Origin of the sequence: Streptomyces virginiae, assembly GCF_000720455.1 — a bacterium.
Lineage (GTDB): Bacteria > Actinomycetota > Actinomycetes > Streptomycetales > Streptomycetaceae > Streptomyces > Streptomyces virginiae.
In genome coordinates, this window is the sequence record NZ_JOAK01000012.1 from 122,484 (window position 1) to 140,689 (window position 18,206).

Genomic DNA, 18,206 nt, shown 5'->3' on the forward strand with positions numbered 1-18,206 from the left:
CTCCGGTCTGAGTACGGGCGAGCCGCAGGGTCAGAGCGGCAGGACCGTGGCTCCCGGGGCGGGGGACGAGGCCGTGTGGGTGGCGCGGCAGGTGCCGGAGGCGTCGAGGACGGACGCGACCTTGGCCGCGGCCTCCTCGTCGGCGACCAGGAAGGCCGTCGTCGGGCCCGAGCCGGAGACCAGCGCGGCCAGGGCGCCGGCTCCGAGCCCCGCGTCCAGGGTCGCCCGCAGCGCGGGCCGCAGGGAGAGGGCGGCCGGCTGGAGGTCGTTGGCCAGGGTGACGGCCAGCGCGCCCGGGTCGCCGGAGGCGAGGGCGGCGAGGAGGGCCGGGGAGGCCGTGGGCTCGGGGATCTGCGCGCCCTCGGCGAGGCGGTCGAACTCGCGGAACACCGCCGGCGTGGACAGGCCGCCGTCGGCCACCGCGAACACCCAGTGGAAGGAGCCGGCGGGAACCGGGGTGAGGACCTCGCCGCGGCCGGTGCCGAGCGCGGCGCCGCCGACGAGGCTGAAGGGGACGTCGCTGCCCAGTTCGGCGCAGATGTCGAGGAGTTCCTCGCGCGGGGTGTTCAGGCCCCACAGGGTGTCGCAGGCCAGGAGGGCCGCCGCGCCGTCGGCGCTGCCGCCCGCCATGCCGCCCGCGACCGGGATGTTCTTGGCGATGTGCAGGTGCACCAGCGGGGACAGGCCGTTGCGGGCCGCGAGGATCTCGGCGGCCCGCGCCGCCAGGTTGGTGCGGTCCAGCGGGACCTTGTCGGCGTCCGGGCCCTCGCACGTCACCGTCAGCGCGTCGGCCGCGGTCGCCGTCACCTCGTCGAACAGGGAGACGGCGAGGAAGACGTTGGCCAGGTCGTGGAAGCCGTCGGGGCGGGCCGCGCCCACCGCCAGCCGGACGTTGACCTTCGCGGGGACCCGTACGGTGACGGGCGTCGTGCGCGGGCTCACAGGGCGGGCCTCTCCGGGGCGGGCTTGTGCTCGGCGATCGCGGCGAACTGCTCCACCGTCAGGGACTCCCCGCGGGCCTGCGGGGAGACGCCCGCGGCGACCAGCGCGGCCTCCGCGCCGGCCGCGGAGCCGGCCCAGCCGGCCAGCGCGGCGCGCAGGGTCTTGCGGCGCTGCGCGAACGCCGCGTCGACGACCGCGAACACTTCTTCCTTCGAGGCGCTGGTCCTGATCGGCTCGGTGCGGCGCACGAGGGAGACGAGCCCGGAGTCGACGTTCGGGGCGGGCCAGAAGACCTTGCGGCCGATGGCTCCGGCGCGCTTGACGTGCGCGTACCAGTTGGCCTTGACGGAGGGCACCCCGTAGACCTTGTTGCCGGGCTCGGCGGCCAGCCGGTCGGCGACCTCCGCCTGGACCATGACGAGGGTCCGCTCGATGCTCGGGAAGCGGTCGAGCATGGTCAGCAGGACGGGCACGGCCACGTTGTACGGCAGGTTCGCGACCAGCGCGGTCGGCGGCGGGCCGGGCAGCTCGGTGACCAGCATCGCGTCGGAGTGGACCAGCGCGAAGCGGTCCTTCTTCGCCGGCATGCGGGCCTCGATGGTGGCGGGCAGGGCGGCCGCGAGGATGTCGTCGATCTCGACGGCGACGACCCGGTCCGCGGCCTCCAGCAGCGCGAGCGTCAGCGAGCCGAGGCCGGGGCCGACCTCGACGACCACGTCGTCCGGGCGGACCTCTGCGGTGCGCACGATCCGGCGCACCGTGTTGGCGTCGATGACGAAGTTCTGCCCCTTCTGCTTCGTCGGGCGTACGCCGAGGGCGGCGGCCAGCTCCCGGACGTCGGCGGGGCCGAGGAGGGCGTCGGGGGTGCTGGGGGCGGGGTTATCGGGCTGCTGCTCTGCGGTGCTCACCGGTAAAGCGTCTCAGATCGGCCGAGTGGTCCTGACGACGACGTGAGCCCGCGGTGGAAGACGTGGGGCGGCGGCCTACGAGGTGAGCCTGCGTCCGCAGTGGGGCCACGGGCTCGCGCCCCGCTGCACGTAGAGCTTCTTCGCCCGGTAGGTCTGTTCCGCGGCCGGGGCGTCCTGGGGGCGGCCGCTTCCGCCGAGGCCCTGCCAGGTGCGGACGTCGAACTGGTACAGGCCGCCGTACGTCCCCGACGCGTCGGTGGCGGAGGCCCGGCCGCCGGACTCGCACTGGGCGAGGGCCCCCCAGTTGAGGCCGTCGGCGCCGGAGACGCTGCTCGGCAGCGACCTGGTGCCGACCCGGACGAGCTGGGTGACGGGCTCGCGCACCACCTCGTCGGCGATGGCGCGGGGCCTCTGCCGGACCCCGTTGACGGTGCGCAGGCTGTAGGTGACCCTGCGCGCACCGGGCCGGCCGGCGCGCTCGACGACCTCGGTCCCGGCGAACAGGTCGCCGTCTTTGACCTTCTCGGTCTCGAAGGGGATGCGCTCCTCGCGGACCTCGCGGGTGCCGGTGATCCGGAGCACGGTGACGGTCTGGCCGTCGCGCGGGAAGGCGGTGGGCGGCACGGAGGTGGTGTCCTGCCCCTGGAGGGTGATGCCGGCCTGGTCGAGGGCTTCCTGGACGGTGGCCGCGTTGGTGCGGATGGTGCGTTCGCGGCCGTCGGCCATGAAGGTGACGCTGCGCTCGGTGCGGACGCTGAGGGTCAGGCCGGCGCGCGGTACGGGGGCGGTGCGCGGCGCGGAGAGGTAGGCGCCCTCGGCGCGGATGCCGAACTGGCGCAGGGCGCCGTCGACGGTCCGGGCGGTGGTCCACACCTGGCGCTGCTGTCCGTCGAGGGTGAGTCTCAGGGGGCGGCCGTAGCGGACGACGATCTCCTCGCCGTCGTCGAGGGGTTCACCGGGGGCGGGGGCGACGAGGTCGTGGGGGCCGACGTCGAGGCCTTCCGCGGCGAGCAGTTCCTCGACGTCGCCGGCGAAGGTGTGCAGCTCCCGGGGGACTCCGTCCACGGTGAGGCGTACCGATTTGTCGGCGGCGACGAAGGCGGTCGTGCCGCCGGCGAGGAAGGCGACGACCAGGGCCTGCGGCACGATGCGCCGCCAGTTCCCGCCGGGGGTGCCGGGCGCGGCGGGGCCGAGGAGCACCGGTCCCGCGGCCCGGCGGCGGCCGTGCCCCGCCCCTGCGGGCACGGCGGCGGGGGCGGCGGGCCCGCGGCGCCGGCCGGTGCCGGCCGGGGGCTCCTCGACGGCGGTCCGGCCGCGGGCCCGGCGGCCCGGGGCGGCCGCGTCGGCGATGGTCGGGGTCGGGGTCGGGGTCGGTACGGGGGCGCGGCGGCGGCCGGTTCCCGGGGTCGGGGCCGGTCCGGGCCGTTCGCCGTCCCCGCCGTCGGCGTCCGCCCGGGCACCGGGTTCGGCGGCGCGCCGGCGGCGTCCGGCCCGCCGGTCCTCGGCGCGCGGGGCGGGGAGGGGCACGGCGGGTTCGGTGTCCCAGGAGGAGGGCCCTGCATCGGCCGGCACGAGGTCCCCGGGCCCCGGATCCCCGGTCCCGGGGTCGCCGGGCCGGGCATCGACGGCCGCGGGGTCACCGGCCCCGGGGTCGCCGGACCAGGGATCGGCGGCCCCGGCATCGCCGGACCAGGGATCGGCGGGCCAGGACGGCCAGGCCGGGGTCTCACCCCCGTACGCCTCCGGGAGGGGAGCGCCTCGGCGGTGACTGCCCTGCGTATCGCTCACGACGCTCGCTCCACTGGTGGTCCGGCACCCGCTGGTTGGGGCACGGCACCCTAGCGGAGGAGTCGTCACGGAACAAAGTCGTACGACTACCCTACGTGTCGACCGGGTGGAGGCGGTCAGTAGTCGAAGGCGCGGGCGGTGTTGGCGGCCAGGGCGGTGGCCATCGCGTCCTCGTCGATCCCGCGGACCGCGGCCATCGCCCGCACCGTCAGCGGAATGAGGTACGGCGCGTTGGGCCGTCCGCGGTACGGCGCGGGGGTCAGGTACGGCGCGTCGGTCTCGACGAGGACCAGCTCCAGCGGGGCCACGGCCAGCGCCTCGCGCAGCGGCGCGGCGTTCTTGAAGGTGACGGTCCCGGCGAAGGACATGTAGTAGCCGGCGGCGGCGCACTCGCGGGCCATGTCGGCGTCCCCGGAGTAGCAGTGGAAGACGGTCCGCTCGGGGGCGCCCTCCTCGCGCAGTACGCGCAGCACGTCGGCGTGGGCGTCGCGGTCGTGGATGACGAGGGCCTTGCCCTGCCGCTTGGCGATCTCGATGTGGGCGCGGAAGGAACGCTCCTGCGCGGCCATGCCCTCCGGCCCGGTGCGGAAGTGGTCGAGGCCGGTCTCGCCGACCGCCTTGACGTGGCCGAGGGCGGCGAGCGCCTCGATCTCCGCGAGGGCCTCGTCGAGGGCGGATTCGCCGCCGCCGGCCCGGGCGCCCTGGCGGGACCAGCCGTCGGGGTCCCCGTGCACGATGCGGGGGGCTTCGTTGGGGTGCAGGGCGACGGCGGCGTGGACGTTGTCGTACGCGGCCGCCGTCTCGGCGGCCCACCGGGAGCCCTTCACGTCGCAGCCGACCTGGACGACGGTGGTCACGCCGACCGAGGCGGCCCTGGCGAGGCCCTCCTCGACGGTCCCCGACTGCATGTCCAGATGGGTGTGCGAGTCAGCGACCGCCACCCGCAGGGGTTCGGGCAGCGGCGGCGGTGCGTCCTTGGAGGTGGAGGAAGGGCTCATGGGGCCGATCTTATGACCGGCGGAAGAACCCCATCAGCCGGGAGAACAGGCCCCCGCGCTTCTCGGCCTCGCTGATGGCGACGGGTCCGGGGGCGTCGTGGAGCCCGGCCATCCTGCGGGGCCCGGGGGTGCGGGGGACGTTCGCTCCGGCCGGCACCGGTCCGGCGATGCCGGGGGCGATGCGGTGGTGGTAGAGGTGGTCGATCATTCCGAGCACCGAGGAGACCTGCCCCGCCCGCATGATCCGTACGACGTGTCCGCCGCAGTTCATGCAGGTCGGGTTGGACAGCGGGGAGGGCACCCGCTCGCCGTCGACCGTGTACATGATGAACGGCTCGCCCCGGCCGTCGACGTGGTGCTCGATCCTGTAGTCCTGCTCCCAGCCGTACCCGCACCGCATGCAGGCGAAGGAGTAGGCCTCGTGCACGGTCTGCACGTCGGGGCTGGAAAAACGCGCGGGGGCCGAGGCCTGGACCGGTACCGGGGTGTCTGCGATCTCACTCATGCCAGCTCCTCTTGTTCCACTGGTGCCTCTGCCAGTGGACGCCTCTTCGGGCGGGAGCGCATCAGGTCCTGTCCAGTGTTGGACGGCCTTTGGGCGACTCATGCCCAAAGCGCCCGGCGCACGGTCTGAGCTTTGCTTTTCAGGTTAGCTCTTTACCGGTTTATGGCGCCTTTTGTGCCGCATTCTTTGCCGCCACGACAGCGTCGAAGACGTCGCGCTTGGGTACGCCGGCCTCGGCCGCGACCGCCGCGATGGCCTCCTTGCGGCGCTCCCCCGCCTCCTCGCGCACCCGTACGCGGCGCACCAGCTCCTCGTCGTCCACGTCGCCGGGGCCGGCCGCCGGGGCACCCTCCACCACGACGGTGATCTCCCCGCGCACGCCCTCGGCGGCCCAGGCGGCGAGTTCGCCGAGCCCGCCGCGCTTGACCTCCTCGTACGTCTTCGTCAGCTCGCGGCAGACCGCGGCCCGCCGCTCGGCGCCGAAGACCTCGGCCATCGCCGCCAGGGTGGCGTCGAGCCGGTGCGGGGCCTCGAAGTAGACGAGGGTGCGCCGCTCGGCCTCGACCTCGCGCAGCCGGCCGAGGCGCTCGCCGGCCTTGCGCGGCAGGAAGCCCTCGAAGCAGAACCGGTCCACGGGCAGCCCGGACAGCGCCAGCGCGGTGAGCACGGCGGACGGCCCGGGGACGGCGGTGACCTTGATGTCCTTCTCCACGGCGGCGGCGACCAGCCGGTAGCCGGGGTCGGAGACCGACGGCATGCCGGCGTCCGTCACCAGCAGCACGCGCGCCCCGCCGGCCAGGGCCTCGACCAGCTCGGGGGTGCGGGCCGACTCGTTGCCCTCGAAGTACGACAGGACGCGCCCGGTGGTGTGCACGCCGAGCCCCTGGGTCAGCCGGCGCAGCCGCCGGGTGTCCTCGGCGGCGACGACGTCGGCCCGCTCCAGCTCCGCCGCCAGCCGCGGCGGGGCGTCGGCGAGGTCGCCGATGGGGGTGCCGGCGAGGACGAGCGTGCCCGTCAGGCCTTCGGCCGCGGCGGCTGTGGAGGTGGGCTCGGTGCCGTGGGGCTGGTCAGTTGTCACCCGCCCATCCTCTCAGTCCCACGGCTCGTCACCCCACGCCACTGGGGTGCACACAGATCTCTTCCCTACGATGTGCCGGTGACCAGTACCGCGACGCCGCCGCCCAGCCCCGCGGGGGCCCTGCCCTCCGCAACGGCTGGCGGCGCAGAAGAGCCGTCCACCTGGCTGCGCGACCTGCGCCGCTTCGGCTACGCGCCGCGCGCCGGCGCGGCGCCGCACGTGGACGTCCGCACCCGCCTGGTGCCCCCGTACACGAAGCCGTCCCGGCAGCTGTGGATGACCTTCGGGCTTCCGCCAGAGGTGTGGGGGACCTGGCAGCGCATCGTGTCGTGGGCCGGGCCGCTGCTGGTGGCGCTGGTCGCGGGCGTGCTGCGGTTCGTGCACCTGGGCAGCCCGAAGGCGGTGATATTCGACGAGACGTACTACGCCAAGGACGCCTGGGCCACGATCAAGCAGGGCTACGAGGCGAACTGGCCCAAGGACATCGACAAGTCGATCCTCGCCAACCCGGACGGGGTCGCCCTGCCGGTGGACCCGGGCTACGTCGTGCACCCGCCCGTCGGCAAGTGGGTGATCGGGCTCGGCGAGTGGATGTTCGGCCTCACCCCGTTCGGCTGGCGGTTCATGACCGCCGTGCTCGGCACCCTGTCGGTGCTGATGCTGTGCCGGATCGGCCGGCGTCTGTTCCGCTCGACGTTCCTGGGCTGCCTGGCGGGCGCGCTGCTGGCGGTGGACGGCCTGCACCTGGTGATGAGCCGCACGGCGCTGCTGGACCTGGTGCTGATGTTCTTCGTGCTCGCCGCGTTCGGGGCGCTGCTCATCGACCGGGACCGGACCCGCGCCCGGCTCGCGGACGCGCTGCCGGTGGACGAGGAGGGCCGGACCCGGCCCGACGCGAAGATCGCCGAGACGCTGCGGCTGGGCTGGCGCCCCTACCGGATCCTGGCCGGGGTCTGCCTGGGCCTGGCCGCCGGCACGAAGTGGAACGGCTTCGTCGTCCTGGCCTTCTTCGGCATCCTCACCGTGCTGTGGGACGCGGCCGCCCGCCGCACCGCCGGCGCGGGCGCCCCGTACGCGGCGATGCTGCGCCGCGACGCGCTGCCCGCGTTCGTCTCCACGGTGCCGGTGGCGGTCGTGACGTACGTGGCGTCGTGGTCGGGCTGGATCTTCAGCCCGGACAACGGCAAGGGCGGCTACCTGCGCGACTGGGCGGCCAAGCACGACCAGAACAGCTCGCTGTCGTTCCTGCCGGAATGGGTGCGCAGCCTGTGGCACTACGAGACCGAGGTCTACGACTTCCACGTCGGCCTGACCTCGGGTCACACCTACGAGTCCAACCCGTGGAGCTGGCTGGTGCTGGGCCGGCCCGTCTCGTACTTCTACGAGTCCCCGGAACCGGGCACCGACGGCTGCCCGGCGACGGCGGCCGGCAAGTGCGCCCGCGAGGTCCTGGCCCTGGGTACGCCGCTGCTGTGGTGGGCGGGCTGCTTCGCGCTGCTGTACGTGCTGTGGCGGTGGTTCTTCCGCCGCGACTGGCGGGCGGGCGCGATCGCCTGCGCACTGGGCGCGGGCCTGCTGCCCTGGTTCAACTACCAGGAGCGGACGATCTTCTACTTCTACGCCGTGGTCTTCGTCCCGTACCTGTGCCTGGCGGTGGCGATGATGATCGGCGCCCTGCTGGGCCCGTCGGGCTCGTCGGAACGCCGCCGCGCCCTGGGCGCGATCGGCGCGGGCGTACTGGTCCTGCTGATCGTGTGGAACTTCATCTACTTCTGGCCGATCTACACGGGCCAGACCTTGCCCATGGACTCCTGGCGCGGCCGCATGTGGCTGGACACCTGGGTCTAGCAGCGAAAACGACGGGCCCGGCACCTTCTGGTGCCGGGCCCGTCGGCGTCCGGGTCAGCGGGAGGCCTCGCAGGCGGAGTTCGCGTCGTCCTTGCTCGCGCCGACCGCGACGAGGCTCGAGACGCAGCTGGTCTGGTTGCCGATCTGGCCCTGGTAGCACGCCTCCACGGCGCCGTCCGTGGCCTTGGGGCTGTGCTGGGCGACGTACTGCTCGCAGGCCTTCGCGTCCGCCTGGGCGGACGGGGCGGCGACCACGGCGCCGCCGGCGGCGAGGGCAACGGCGGCGAGGATGCTGGGGATACGAGCCGACGGACGCATGCGGATGCACCTGCTCTCCTGGTCGGTCACGCGATCCGCGGGTGCGCCGGACCACGGGCGGGGCGGCGGCGCGGAGCGGGGGCTCCGGGGGCGGGCGACGGCTCGGCGCACCGGTCGCCCTCGCCCTTCCGACGCTAGAACAGAGCCCCGGCGCATGCATGTCGACCGGTCAGGACGGCTCGTCGTGCCAGGCGGGGGGCGTGGTCGTACCGGTGAGCCAGTCCCGTCGCAGCACGGCGTACCCGACCGCGTCGTGGACCGTGCCGTCGGTGCCGGGCCATCCGTCCCGGTAGTGGGCCTCCTTGACGTAGCCGCACCGCCGGAAGGTGCGGCGCATCGCCGCGTTGTCCTGGCGTGTGGTGCCCTCGATGCGCAGGATCCGCGGGAACTCGGCGAACAGGTACGCCGTCAGCCAGGTCAGGGCGTGGCCGCCGACGCCCCGGCCCCGGTAGCGGGTGCGAATCCGCAGATCGAAGACGGGCGTGCCGTCACCGAGGTCCATCAGGCGGACCAGCCCGAGGGTGTCGTCGCCGTCGCCGATCCAGAAGGTCCTGGTGTCGTCGCCGTCGAAGCGGCCGTCCGCGACCCATTGCCGTGCCTGGTCGGCGTCGACCACGGCCGTGCCGTGGAAGGGCCAGGTGTCCGCGGTGAGGAAGGCGACCAGGGCATCGCCCTCGGAGGGGTCGAACCGTCGGTAAGTGAGCTCCACGGGCGCACCCTAGGGCGAAGACCGGCCGGGCCCAAGCGATTTGGGGCGGGCCCCGGCGGGCGGCCTTCCGCGTATTCCGGTCCGGTAACAACTGCACACCGGGCGACTCCGCAGAGTAAGGTCGGAGCCAAGGGCTCTTTGAACGCGTTCAGGGAGCCGTGACCATGGGGGAGGACGAGAGTGAACGGGGCGGCAAAGGGCGCCATCATCGGCGGGGTGTTCCTCGCGATGGTCGGCGGTGCCGGATACGGGGTGTACGCGCTGGTCGGGGACGGCGGCGGGGACGCGGACGACGTCTCCGCCCTGTCGGAGGGCAGCGGGCCGATCAAGGAGAAGGAGGCCGAGGCGGCCGCGAAGGCCTTCCTCGCCGCGTGGGCGGCCGGGGACGAGCGGGGAGCGGCGGACCTGACCAACAACGCCGCGGCCGCGCAGAGCGCGGTCGGGGAGTTCCGGACGAAGGCCTTCGTCTCCAAGGCCGTGATCACCCCCGGCAGGGCGAACGGCACGACCGTGCCCTTCAAGGTCGAGGCGGAGATCACCTACGAGGGCACGACCAAGCCCCTCGCCTACGACTCCCAGCTCACGGTGGTGCGCGGCCTGACCAGCGGCAAGCCCCTGGTCGACTGGCAGCCCTCGGTGATCCACCCGCAGCTGCAGAAGGACGAGAAGCTGCGCGCCGGCGCGCCCGCGAGCCCGCCCGTCAAGGCCGTGGACCGCAACGGCGAGGAGCTGACCGCGGAGAAGTACCCCTCGCTGCGCCAGGTCCTGGACGAACTGCGCCAGGGCTACGGCAGCAAGGCGGGCGGCAGGGCCGGGGCCGAGGTGTGGATCGAGCCGGCGGCGAAGGACGCTCCCCGGCGGACCCTGCTGACACTGGTCGAGGGCGAGCCGAGCACCCTCAAGACGTACCTGGACGCGAAGGTGCAGGCGGCGGCGGAACAGGCGGTCGCCAAGTTCCCGGAGGCCTCGGTGGTCGCCGTCAAGCCGAGCAACGGGCACATCCTGGCCATCGCGAACAACCGCAAGGACGGCTTCAACGCGGCGATGAGGGGCAACCGGGCCCCCGGATCGACGATGAAGATCGTGACGGCCGCGATGCTGATGGACCGCGGTCTGGTCGCCGCGGACAAGCCGGCGGAGTGCCCGAAGACGGTGACCTGGGACCGCGAGTTCCACAACCTGAAGAACTTCGACCTGCCGCCCGGCACCAGCTTCGCGACCTCGTTCGCCCGGTCGTGCAACACCGCCTTCATCAAGCAGATCAAGCCCGTCGGCGACGACTCCGCCCTGCCGAAGGAGGCCACGGAGGTCTTCGGCATCGGCCTGGACTGGAAGACCGGCATCAAGTCCACCGACGGCAAGGTCCCGCCGGCGACGGGCGCCGCGGCCGCCGCCGCGTACATCGGGCAGGGCCAGATCACCATGAACCCCCTGAACGTCGCGTCGATCACCGCGACCGCCCGCACCGGGGTGTTCCGCCAGCCGTTGCTGGTCTCGCCGGAGCTCGACGGCCGGACGATCGCGACGGCCGAGCGCCGGATGAAGCCCTCCGTGCAGCAGCAGCTCGTCGGCATGATGAAGCTGACGGCGACCAGCGGCACCGCCCGCGAGGCGATGGCCCCGGTCAACGGCTCGGACAAGGGCGCGAAGACCGGCTCGGCGGAGGTCGGCGGCGCCGACGCCAGCCCGGACAGCTGGTTCACCGGCTTCAGCGGCGACGTGGCCGCGGCCGCGATGGTCGAGGGCGGCGGCCACGGCGGCGAGGCGGCCGGCCCGATCGTGGCGACGGTACTGAACGCGGGCTGACGCCCGACCCGAGCCCGGGCGGGCGGCGCCCCGCCCGGGCGACACCCCCCGGCGACACCCGCCCGGGGGGCGCAATCGCCTCGCGGGGCGCGTCCCGGGCGGGCTAACGTCCCGGCATGACGACCACCGCGCACCCCCGTTTCGCCGAGGCGCTGACAGCCCTGGGCATCACCGCCGAGGTACGGGCCTTCCCGGAGGCCACCCGGACCGCCGCCGAGGCCGCGGCCGCGATCGGCTGCGAGCTCGGCCGGATCGTCAAGTCGCTGATCTTCGCTGCGGACGGCGTCCCCGTCCTGGTGCTCATGGACGGTGCCTCCCGCGTGGACGTCGCGGCGGTCGCCCGGGAGCTGGGCGCGGCCCGGGTGACCCGGGCGGACGCGGCCGTGGTCCGGGAGACCACCGGCTACGCCATCGGCGGGGTCCCGCCCTTCGGGCACCGTACGCGGACCCGGGTACTGGCCGACCGGTCACTGCTGGCCCACGAGACGGTCTGGGCGGCGGCCGGTACCCCGCACACGGTGTTCGCGATGGCCCCGGGCGAACTCGTCAGGTACGCCGGCGCCACCGTGGCCGACGTCCGCGAGGGCTCCGGCCCGTCAGAGGGCCCGTCAGAGGGCCCGTCAGAGGGCTGAGCGCAGGGCCCGGACCAGGGCCTGGGCGCGGGGGTCGGCGGTGACCGACTTGGCCAGGGCGTTGGTGACGTAGCCGAAGCCGATGCCGGCCTCGGGGTCGGCGAAGGCCAGGGAGCCGCCGCGGCCGGGGTGGCCGAAGGAGGCGGGCGAGAGCAGCGGCGAGGCGGGGCCGTGCAGCATGTAGCCGGCGCCGAAGCGGGTGTTGACGACCAGGACCCGGTCCGGGCCCGAGGAGTGTTCCCGGGCGGCGAGTCCGGTGGTGGCCGGGGTGAAGATCCGGGCCCCGTCCTCGACCACGCCGATGGTGGCCCCGTAGAAGCGGGCCAGGGCGCGGGCCGTGCCGATGCCGTTGGAGGCGGGCAGTTCAGCGGCCCGGTACGCGGGGGCGTTCTCGTCGGGCAGCGGATCGATGGCGGCGAAGGCGCGGCGGGTGAGGGAGCCGGGGTCGGCGTACGCCTCGGAAACGTTCCTGCGCGGCCTGGTCCGCAGCATCCCGGCGCTCTCCGGCGGGTCGACGGGGGCCACCCGGCCCACCCGGCCGGCCTCGGCCTCCGTCTCCGGCAGGCCGATCCAGAAGTCCAGGCCGAGCGGCTCGGCGATGTCCTCCGCCAGGACGGAGCCCAGCGTGCGCCCCGTCACCCGGAGCACCAGCTCGGACAGCAGCCAGCTGTAGGTCTGCGCGTGGTAGCCGTGGCCGGTGCCGGGCTCCCAGAAGGGGTGCTGTGCGGCGACGGCGCGCGGCCCGGACACCCCGTCCGCGGCCTCGGCGGCGGTCAGTCCGCGGTCCAGGGCCGGTATGCCCGCGCGGTGCGCGAGGAGGTCCCGTACGAGGACCTTCTCCTTGCCGCCCGCCTTGAACTCCGGCCAGTACGTGCCGACCGGCGCGTCCAGGTCCAGCAGCCCGCGCTGGTGCAGGAGCAGCGGGACGGCGGCGGCCACGCCCTTGGTGGCGGAGCGGACGATCTGCGCGGTGTCCTCGGTCCACGGCTCGGTGCCGTCGGCGTCCCGGCTGCCGCCCCACAGGTCGACGACCTTGCGGCCGTCCCGGTAGACGGCCACGGCCGCGCCCCGGTCCCCGAGCACCTCGAAGTTGCGTACGAACGCGTCTCTGACGGGCTCGAAGCCCTCCGCCACCACACCCTGGATGTCCACGTGCGGTCCAACAAACGCGGACGGGTGCTTATGCCACCGATACCGAACGCGGGTCGAAACCGAAGGGCAGCTCCAGCCGGTGGGCCCGCATCAGCTTCTCGTCGCACAGCAGGTCCTGCGTGCGGCCGTCCGCCGCGATGACGCCCTCGCTGAGGATCACCGAGCGCGGGCAGAGCTCCAGCGCGTAGGGCAGGTCGTGGGTGACCATCAGCACGGTCACGTCGAGCGAGCGCAGGATGTCGGCCAGCTCGCGGCGCGAGGCCGGGTCCAGGTTGGACGAGGGCTCGTCCAGGACCAGGATCTCCGGCCGCATGGCCAGTACGGTCGCCACGGCCACCCGGCGGCGCTGCCCGAAGGACAGGTGGTGCGGCGGCCGGTCGGCGAAGTCGGCCATGCCGACCTGGTCGAGGGCGGCCCCGACCCGCTCCTCCAGCTCCGCGCCCCGCATTCCGGCCGCCGCCGGTCCGAAGGCCACGTCCTCCCGGACGGTCGGCATGAACAGCTGGTCGTCGGGGTCCTGGAAGACGATCCCTACCCGGCGCCGGATCTCGGCCAGGTTCCGCTTCTCCACCGGGAGCCCGGCCACGGCCACCGAGCCGACGCCGCCGGCGAGGATGCCGTTGAGGTGCAGCACGAGGGTGGTCTTGCCGGCGCCGTTGGGGCCGAGCAGGGCGACGCGCTCGCCGCGCCCGACGGACAGGTCGACGCCGTACAGGGCCTGGTGGCCGTCCGGATAGGCGTAGGCGAGCCCGGCGACTTCGAGCGAGGGGGTGAGGGCGGGGGTAGCGGTCACAGGGTCCATCCCATCAGACAGACGGCGAGGGCCGTCACCGGGAGCACGGCCGCGTACGCCCACTGGCCGCGCGTGGCCACGGCCTCGTCGATCACCGGCATGGAACCGGCGTAGCCGCGGCTGACCATCGCGAGGTAGACCCGCTCGCCGCGTTCGTAGGAGCGGATGAACAGCGCGCCGGCGGTCTTCGCCAGCACTCCCCAGTGCCGGATTCCGCTCGCCTCGAAGCCGCGCGAGCGGCGGGCGACGGACATCCGGCGCAGCTCGTCGCCGATCACGTCGCCGTAGCGGATCATGAAGGAGGCGATCTGTACGAGCAGGGGCGGCAGCCTGAGCCGCTGGAGGCCCAGCAGCAGGGCCCGCAGCTCGGTGGTCGAGGCGAGCAGGACCGACGCGGCCACGCCGAGGGTTCCCTTGGCGAGGACGTTCCAGGCGCCCCACAGGCCGGAGACGCTGAGCGACATGCCGAGCACCTCGACGCGCTCGCCCTCGGCCACGAAGGGCATGAGCACGGCGAACGCGACGAAGGGGATCTCGATGAGCAGCCTGCGCAGCAGGAGGCCTGCCGGGATCCGGGCCACGGCCGCGACGCCGGCGAGGAGGAGTGCGTACAGGCCGAAGGCCCACACCGCCTCCCGCGGTGTGGACACGACGACCAGGACGAAGCCGAAGGTCGCGGCGAGCTTGCAGTGCGGCGGCAGGGCGTGGACCGGCGAGTGGCCCGGGCGGTAGAGCCTGTGGGCGTGGCCGGCGCCCATGTCAGGCGACCGGGGTGGCGGTGGCGGTGGCGGTCAGGTCGTCGGTGCGGCGGCGGCGCACGACCCAGAAGATCCCGGTGCCGGCGACGACGGTGACGCCGACGCCGATGACGCCGGCGAGTCCGCCGGACAGGCGGGCGTCGTCGACGTCCTTGACGCCGTAGTCGGCGAGCGGCGAGCCGGCGGCGGCGTGCTCCTCGACCTTCTCGTCGATGCCCTTGTCGGCGGCGACCTTCTCCAGGCCGTCGGGGTTGGCGGAGGCGTAGAAGGAGACGAACCCGGCGAGGACGAGGGCGGTGACCAGGCCGGTCACCCACACCTTCTTCGTCGAGCCGGCCGCGGCAGCCGCGGCGGGCGCGGCGGCGGCCGGCGCGTCGACGAGCACGCCGTCGACGCGCAGCTTCAGCGGCGCGGTCAGCCCGCGGGCCCCGTGCACCAGGTCGGGCCGTACGGCGATCACGGCGCCCACGGTCGCGGCGGTGATGAGGGCCTCGCCGATGCCGATGAGGACGTGCACGCCGACCATGGCGGTGAGCACCTTGCCGAGGGGCACGTCGGTGGTGCCGCCGACGGCGTAGAGGGCGGTGAAGGCGGCGGCCGCGGCGGGCACCGAGAGCAGGGCCGCGACGAAGCCGGCGACGGTCACGGAGCGGCGGCCGGCCGGCAGGACGCGGAGCAGGCCGCGGAAGACCAGGTGCGCGGTGACGACGGTGACGACGCCCATGACGGTGATGTTCACGCCGAGGGCGGTCAGGCCGCCGTCGGCGAAGAGGATGCCCTGCATGAGCAGGACGACGGACACGCAGAGCACGCCGGTGTAGGGGCCGACGAGTATCGCCGCGAGCGCGCCGCCCAGCAGGTGGCCGCTGGTGCCCGCGGCGACGGGGAAGTTCAGCATCTGCACGGCGAAGATGAAGGCGGCGACGAGTCCGGCGAGCGGCGCGGTGCGTTCGTCGAGTTCGCGGCGGGCGCCGCGGAGGCTGACGGCGACCGCCGCGGCCGCCGCCACTCCGGCGGCCACCGACACGGGTGCGTTGATGAATCCGTCGGGCACATGCATGGAGTGGGCTCCGCTTCTTATACGGCGGTCTTTAACCGTTCAAGAATAGTGCCCAGTTGCAAACCGTTGGCAAGAGCGAGCGCATCACAAATAGCGTCGCGCGTTTTCGTGGGAATGTGCGAGGCTGGATGGCAAACGGACGGATATGTTCCGATTCGAGGAGTCTGGTCGATGTCAGCCACCGCCGAGAATCTCCCAGCGACCGCGACCGCGGCCCCCGTCGAAGAGCGGGTCCGCGCCCGTGTGATCACGGACGACCCCCTCTACCGGGCGATCCCCGTCGCCCTGCGCTTCGCCCCCGCCGAGCCCCTGGCCGTACGGATCGTGTTCCCCGCCGATCTCTCCCCCGAGGGCACCGACAACGAGTGGGTCTTCCCGCGGGCGCTGCTCGAAGCGGGCCTGCAGGCTCCGACGGGAACCGGGGACGTGCGCGTCTGGCCCTGCGGCCGCGTCCAGGCCGTCGTGGAGTTCCACTCCCCCGAGGGTGTCGCGGTGGTCCAGTTCGACATCGCCGCACTGCGCCGCTTCCTGCGCCGTACGTACGCCGCCACCGCCGCGCGTTAGCCCGCACGGCGCAACCGGCCCGGCCCCGTACTCCCCGGTCGATCGGGGGGTACGGGGCCGGGCCGTGCTGACGCGGTGGTCAGGCGTTGACCAGCTCGCGGTCCTTGTCCGGACCCTCGCCCTGCGCGGACTCGGCGGCGAGGTGCTTGCGCAGGCTCTCGCCCTCCACGTCCACGTTCGGCAGCAGCCGGTCCAGCCACTTGGGCAGCCACCAGGCCTTGTGGCCGAGCAGCGCGAGCACCGCCGGGACGATGGCCATGCGGACCACGAAGGCGTCGAAGAAGACCGCGACGGCCAGGCCGAAGCCGATCATCTTGACCATCTGCTCGCTGGCCCCGATGAAGCCCGCGAAGACCGCGATCATGATGACGGCGGCGGCCACGACGACCCGCGCGCTGTACTGGAAGCCGGTCACGACGGCCTGGCCCGGGCGCTCGCCGTGGACGTACGCCTCGCGCATGCGGGTGACGAGGAAGACCTCGTAGTCCATGGCCAGGCCGAAGACCACGCCGACCATGAAGATCGGCATCATCGACATGATCGGACCGGTCTGCTCCACCCCGAAGACCGAGCCGAGCCAGCCCCACTGGAAGACCGCGACGACCGCACCGAGGGCCGCGACGACCGAGAGCAGGAAGCCGAGGGCCGCCTTGAGCGGGACCAGGATCGAGCGGAAGACGAGCATCAGCAGCAGGAAGGCGAGGCCGACGACGAGTGCCAGGTAGGGCAGCAGCGCGTCGTTCATCTTCTGCGAGAAGTCGATGTTCATCGCGGTGGCGCCGGTGACGAGGACGTCGTCGCCGCTGCCGTCGCGGATCTCGTGGACCAGGTCCTCGGTCTGGGTGGAGGACGGGCGGTCCTTCGGGATGACGGTGATCACCGCGGCGTCGCCGGCCTCGTTGGGGGTCGGCGGGGTGACCGCGGCGACGCCCTCCAGGCCCTTGATCCGGTCGACGGTGGAGTCCGCGAGGGCCTTGTTCCCGTCGACGACCACCATCAGCGGGCCGTTGAAGCCCGGGCCGAAGCCCTCGGACAGCAGGTCGTAGGCCTGGCGCTGGGTGGTGGAGACCGGCTGGGCGCCGTCGTCCGGCAGGCCCATCTCCAGCTTGCTCGCCGGGATGGCGATGACGCCGAGGCCGATCACACCGGCCAGCAGCACCATGACGGGGCGGCGCAGGACGAAGCGGGCCCAGCGGGTGCCGCCGTTGGCCTTCTTCTCGGCGCCGGCGGGCTTGCCCTTGCCGAACAGCTTGCTCTTCTCACCCGCGGGCAGGACCTTCTTGCCGGCGAAGCCGAGGATGGCCGGGACCAGCGTGAGCGCGACGAGCACGGCGATGACCACGGTGCCCGCGGCCGCGACGCCCATCTTGGTCAGCATCGGGATGTTCACGACGGCCAGGCCCACGAGGGCGATGACCACGGTCAGACCGGCGAAGACAACGGCGGAACCAGCGGTTCCGGCGGCCCGGCCGGCGGCCTCGTCCCGCTCGCGGCCCTCGGCGAGCTCCGCGCGGTAGCGGGAGACGATGAAGAGGGCGTAGTCGATGCCGACCGCGAGGCCGATCATCGTGGCGAGGGTGGCGGTGGTGTTGCCGAGGTCCAGCACGTTGGCGAGCGCGGTGATGGAGGAGACGCCGATGCCCACGCCGATGATCGCCGTCAGCAGCGGCAGACCGGCCGCGACCAGCGATCCGAAGGTGATCACGAGGACGATCGCGGCGACGAGGATGCCGATGATCTCGCCGGAACCGGTCTCGGGGGCCACCATCAGCGCGTCACCGCCGATCTGGACGTTCAGGCCCGCGGCCTTGGCGCCGTCGCCGGACTCCTTGAGCGCGTCGCGGGTGGCGTCCTTCAGCTCCATGCCGCTGACGGTGTACTTGGCGCTGATGTAGGTGGTGGAGCCGTCCTGGCTGACCGCCTGCGCCTCGTAGGGGTTGGTCACGGAGGAGATCTGCTCCGCGCCCGGACCGGTCTTCAGCCCGCTCACGATCTTCTCGACCTCGGCCTTGGGGCCGGGGTCGGTGACCTTCGCGCCCTCGGGGGCCTTGACGACGATGCGCGCGGTGGCGCCGTCGGCGGCCATGCCGGGGAACTTCTTGTCCAGCAGGTCGAAGGCCTTCTGGGCCTCCGTGCCGGGTATGGAGAACGATCCGGAGGTGGGGGCGGCGGCGGAGGCCGCGCCGAATCCGGCGGCGAACAGCAGCGCCACCCAGAGGAGGGCGACGAGCCCGCGGCGCCTGAAGGCGCCCCGGCCGAGTCGGTAAAGGAAGGTGGCCACGTCGGTGGTTCTCCCGTTCAGGTCGTGGGATGGATCCGGAGGGATCAGGGCGTGGGGAGCCGGCCC

The 18,206-nt window shown here is 73.5% G+C and carries 17 protein-coding genes; 4 read left to right on the plus strand and 13 right to left on the minus strand.

Annotation, left to right across the window (positions count from 1 at the left end):
- Positions 1-30 precede the first annotated feature (30 nt).
- From IG86_RS0119435 to rsmI, 6 genes are all read right to left on the minus strand, one after another.
- Complete coding sequence (locus tag IG86_RS0119435; RefSeq protein WP_030898279.1) at positions 31-942, minus strand: 4-(cytidine 5'-diphospho)-2-C-methyl-D-erythritol kinase; 912 nt, start codon at positions 940-942, stop codon at positions 31-33.
- Positions 939-1,850 carry a 16S rRNA (adenine(1518)-N(6)/adenine(1519)-N(6))-dimethyltransferase RsmA gene (gene rsmA, locus IG86_RS0119440; RefSeq protein ID WP_030827501.1) on the minus strand — a complete coding sequence of 304 codons (912 nt, stop codon included), beginning with the start codon at positions 1,848-1,850 and terminating at the stop codon, positions 939-941. Before rsmA ends, IG86_RS0119435 begins: the two co-directional genes overlap by 4 nt.
- 75 nt (positions 1,851-1,925) lie before the next feature.
- Entirely contained in the window at positions 1,926-3,200 is a 1,275-nt protein-coding gene (locus IG86_RS0119445; RefSeq protein WP_078905965.1) for a ubiquitin-like domain-containing protein, read from the minus strand.
- 554 nt (positions 3,201-3,754) lie between these two features.
- Complete coding sequence (locus IG86_RS0119450) at positions 3,755-4,636, minus strand: TatD family hydrolase (protein ID WP_030827496.1); 882 nt, start codon at positions 4,634-4,636, stop codon at positions 3,755-3,757.
- A gap of 10 nt (positions 4,637-4,646) precedes the next feature.
- Positions 4,647-5,141 carry a hypothetical protein gene (locus tag IG86_RS0119455; RefSeq protein WP_030898284.1) on the minus strand — a complete coding sequence of 165 codons (495 nt, stop codon included), beginning with the start codon at positions 5,139-5,141 and terminating at the stop codon, positions 4,647-4,649.
- A 160-nt stretch (positions 5,142-5,301) separates the two neighbouring features.
- A complete protein-coding gene (rsmI, locus tag IG86_RS0119460) occupies positions 5,302-6,159 on the minus strand; it encodes a 16S rRNA (cytidine(1402)-2'-O)-methyltransferase (RefSeq protein ID WP_030827490.1) in 858 nt (285 codons plus the stop codon).
- Between the two features lie 138 nt (positions 6,160-6,297).
- On the opposite strand from rsmI, the gene IG86_RS0119465 reads away from it, so the two are divergent.
- Positions 6,298-8,067 (plus strand): dolichyl-phosphate-mannose--protein mannosyltransferase, encoded by a 1,770-nt coding sequence (locus IG86_RS0119465; RefSeq protein ID WP_030898286.1) that lies wholly within the window; start codon positions 6,298-6,300, stop codon positions 8,065-8,067.
- A gap of 54 nt (positions 8,068-8,121) precedes the next feature.
- On the opposite strand, the gene IG86_RS0119470 is transcribed toward IG86_RS0119465, so the two are convergent.
- Entirely contained in the window at positions 8,122-8,385 is a 264-nt protein-coding gene (locus tag IG86_RS0119470; protein ID WP_030827484.1) for a hypothetical protein, read from the minus strand.
- A gap of 169 nt (positions 8,386-8,554) precedes the next feature.
- Entirely contained in the window at positions 8,555-9,094 is a 540-nt protein-coding gene (locus IG86_RS0119475) for a GNAT family N-acetyltransferase (protein ID WP_030827482.1), read from the minus strand.
- Between the two features lie 180 nt (positions 9,095-9,274).
- Here IG86_RS0119475 and IG86_RS0119480 point away from each other — a divergent pair, with 180 nt between their 5' ends.
- Together IG86_RS0119480 and IG86_RS0119485 are read left to right on the plus strand one after the other, a co-directional pair.
- Positions 9,275-10,900: a penicillin-binding transpeptidase domain-containing protein gene (locus tag IG86_RS0119480; protein WP_030827480.1), complete on the plus strand. Its 1,626-nt coding sequence runs from the start codon at positions 9,275-9,277 to the stop codon at positions 10,898-10,900.
- 116 nt (positions 10,901-11,016) lie between these two features.
- On the plus strand, positions 11,017-11,532 hold the full coding sequence (locus IG86_RS0119485; RefSeq protein ID WP_051785276.1) for a YbaK/EbsC family protein: 516 nt from the start codon (positions 11,017-11,019) through the stop codon (positions 11,530-11,532).
- Here the strand turns inward: IG86_RS0119485 and IG86_RS0119490 are convergent.
- Genes IG86_RS0119490 through IG86_RS0119505 form a run of 4 tightly spaced genes read right to left on the minus strand, consistent with a single transcriptional unit; the run spans position 11,521 to position 15,295 of the window.
- Complete coding sequence (locus IG86_RS0119490; RefSeq protein WP_030898291.1) at positions 11,521-12,684, minus strand: serine hydrolase domain-containing protein; 1,164 nt, start codon at positions 12,682-12,684, stop codon at positions 11,521-11,523. The genes IG86_RS0119485 and IG86_RS0119490 overlap by 12 nt on opposite strands.
- A 28-nt stretch (positions 12,685-12,712) precedes the next feature.
- The gene (locus IG86_RS0119495) at positions 12,713-13,486 is read right to left on the minus strand and encodes an energy-coupling factor ABC transporter ATP-binding protein (protein WP_030898294.1); all 774 of its coding nucleotides are present in this window, start codon (positions 13,484-13,486) and stop codon (positions 12,713-12,715) included.
- Complete coding sequence (cbiQ, locus tag IG86_RS0119500; protein WP_030827470.1) at positions 13,474-14,235, minus strand: cobalt ECF transporter T component CbiQ; 762 nt, start codon at positions 14,233-14,235, stop codon at positions 13,474-13,476. Before cbiQ ends, IG86_RS0119495 begins: the two co-directional genes overlap by 13 nt.
- 1 nt (position 14,236) lies before the next feature.
- The gene (locus IG86_RS0119505; RefSeq protein WP_030898297.1) at positions 14,237-15,295 is read right to left on the minus strand and encodes an energy-coupling factor ABC transporter permease; all 1,059 of its coding nucleotides are present in this window, start codon (positions 15,293-15,295) and stop codon (positions 14,237-14,239) included.
- 171 nt (positions 15,296-15,466) lie between these two features.
- Between IG86_RS0119505 and IG86_RS0119510 the strand changes: the two genes are divergently transcribed.
- Entirely contained in the window at positions 15,467-15,859 is a 393-nt protein-coding gene (locus IG86_RS0119510) for an SsgA family sporulation/cell division regulator (RefSeq protein ID WP_030827466.1), read from the plus strand.
- Positions 15,860-15,938: 79 nt separating this feature from the next.
- On the opposite strand, the gene IG86_RS0119515 is transcribed toward IG86_RS0119510, so the two are convergent.
- Entirely contained in the window at positions 15,939-18,140 is a 2,202-nt protein-coding gene (locus IG86_RS0119515) for an MMPL family transporter (protein WP_030898301.1), read from the minus strand.
- Between the last annotated feature and the right edge of the window lie 66 nt (positions 18,141-18,206).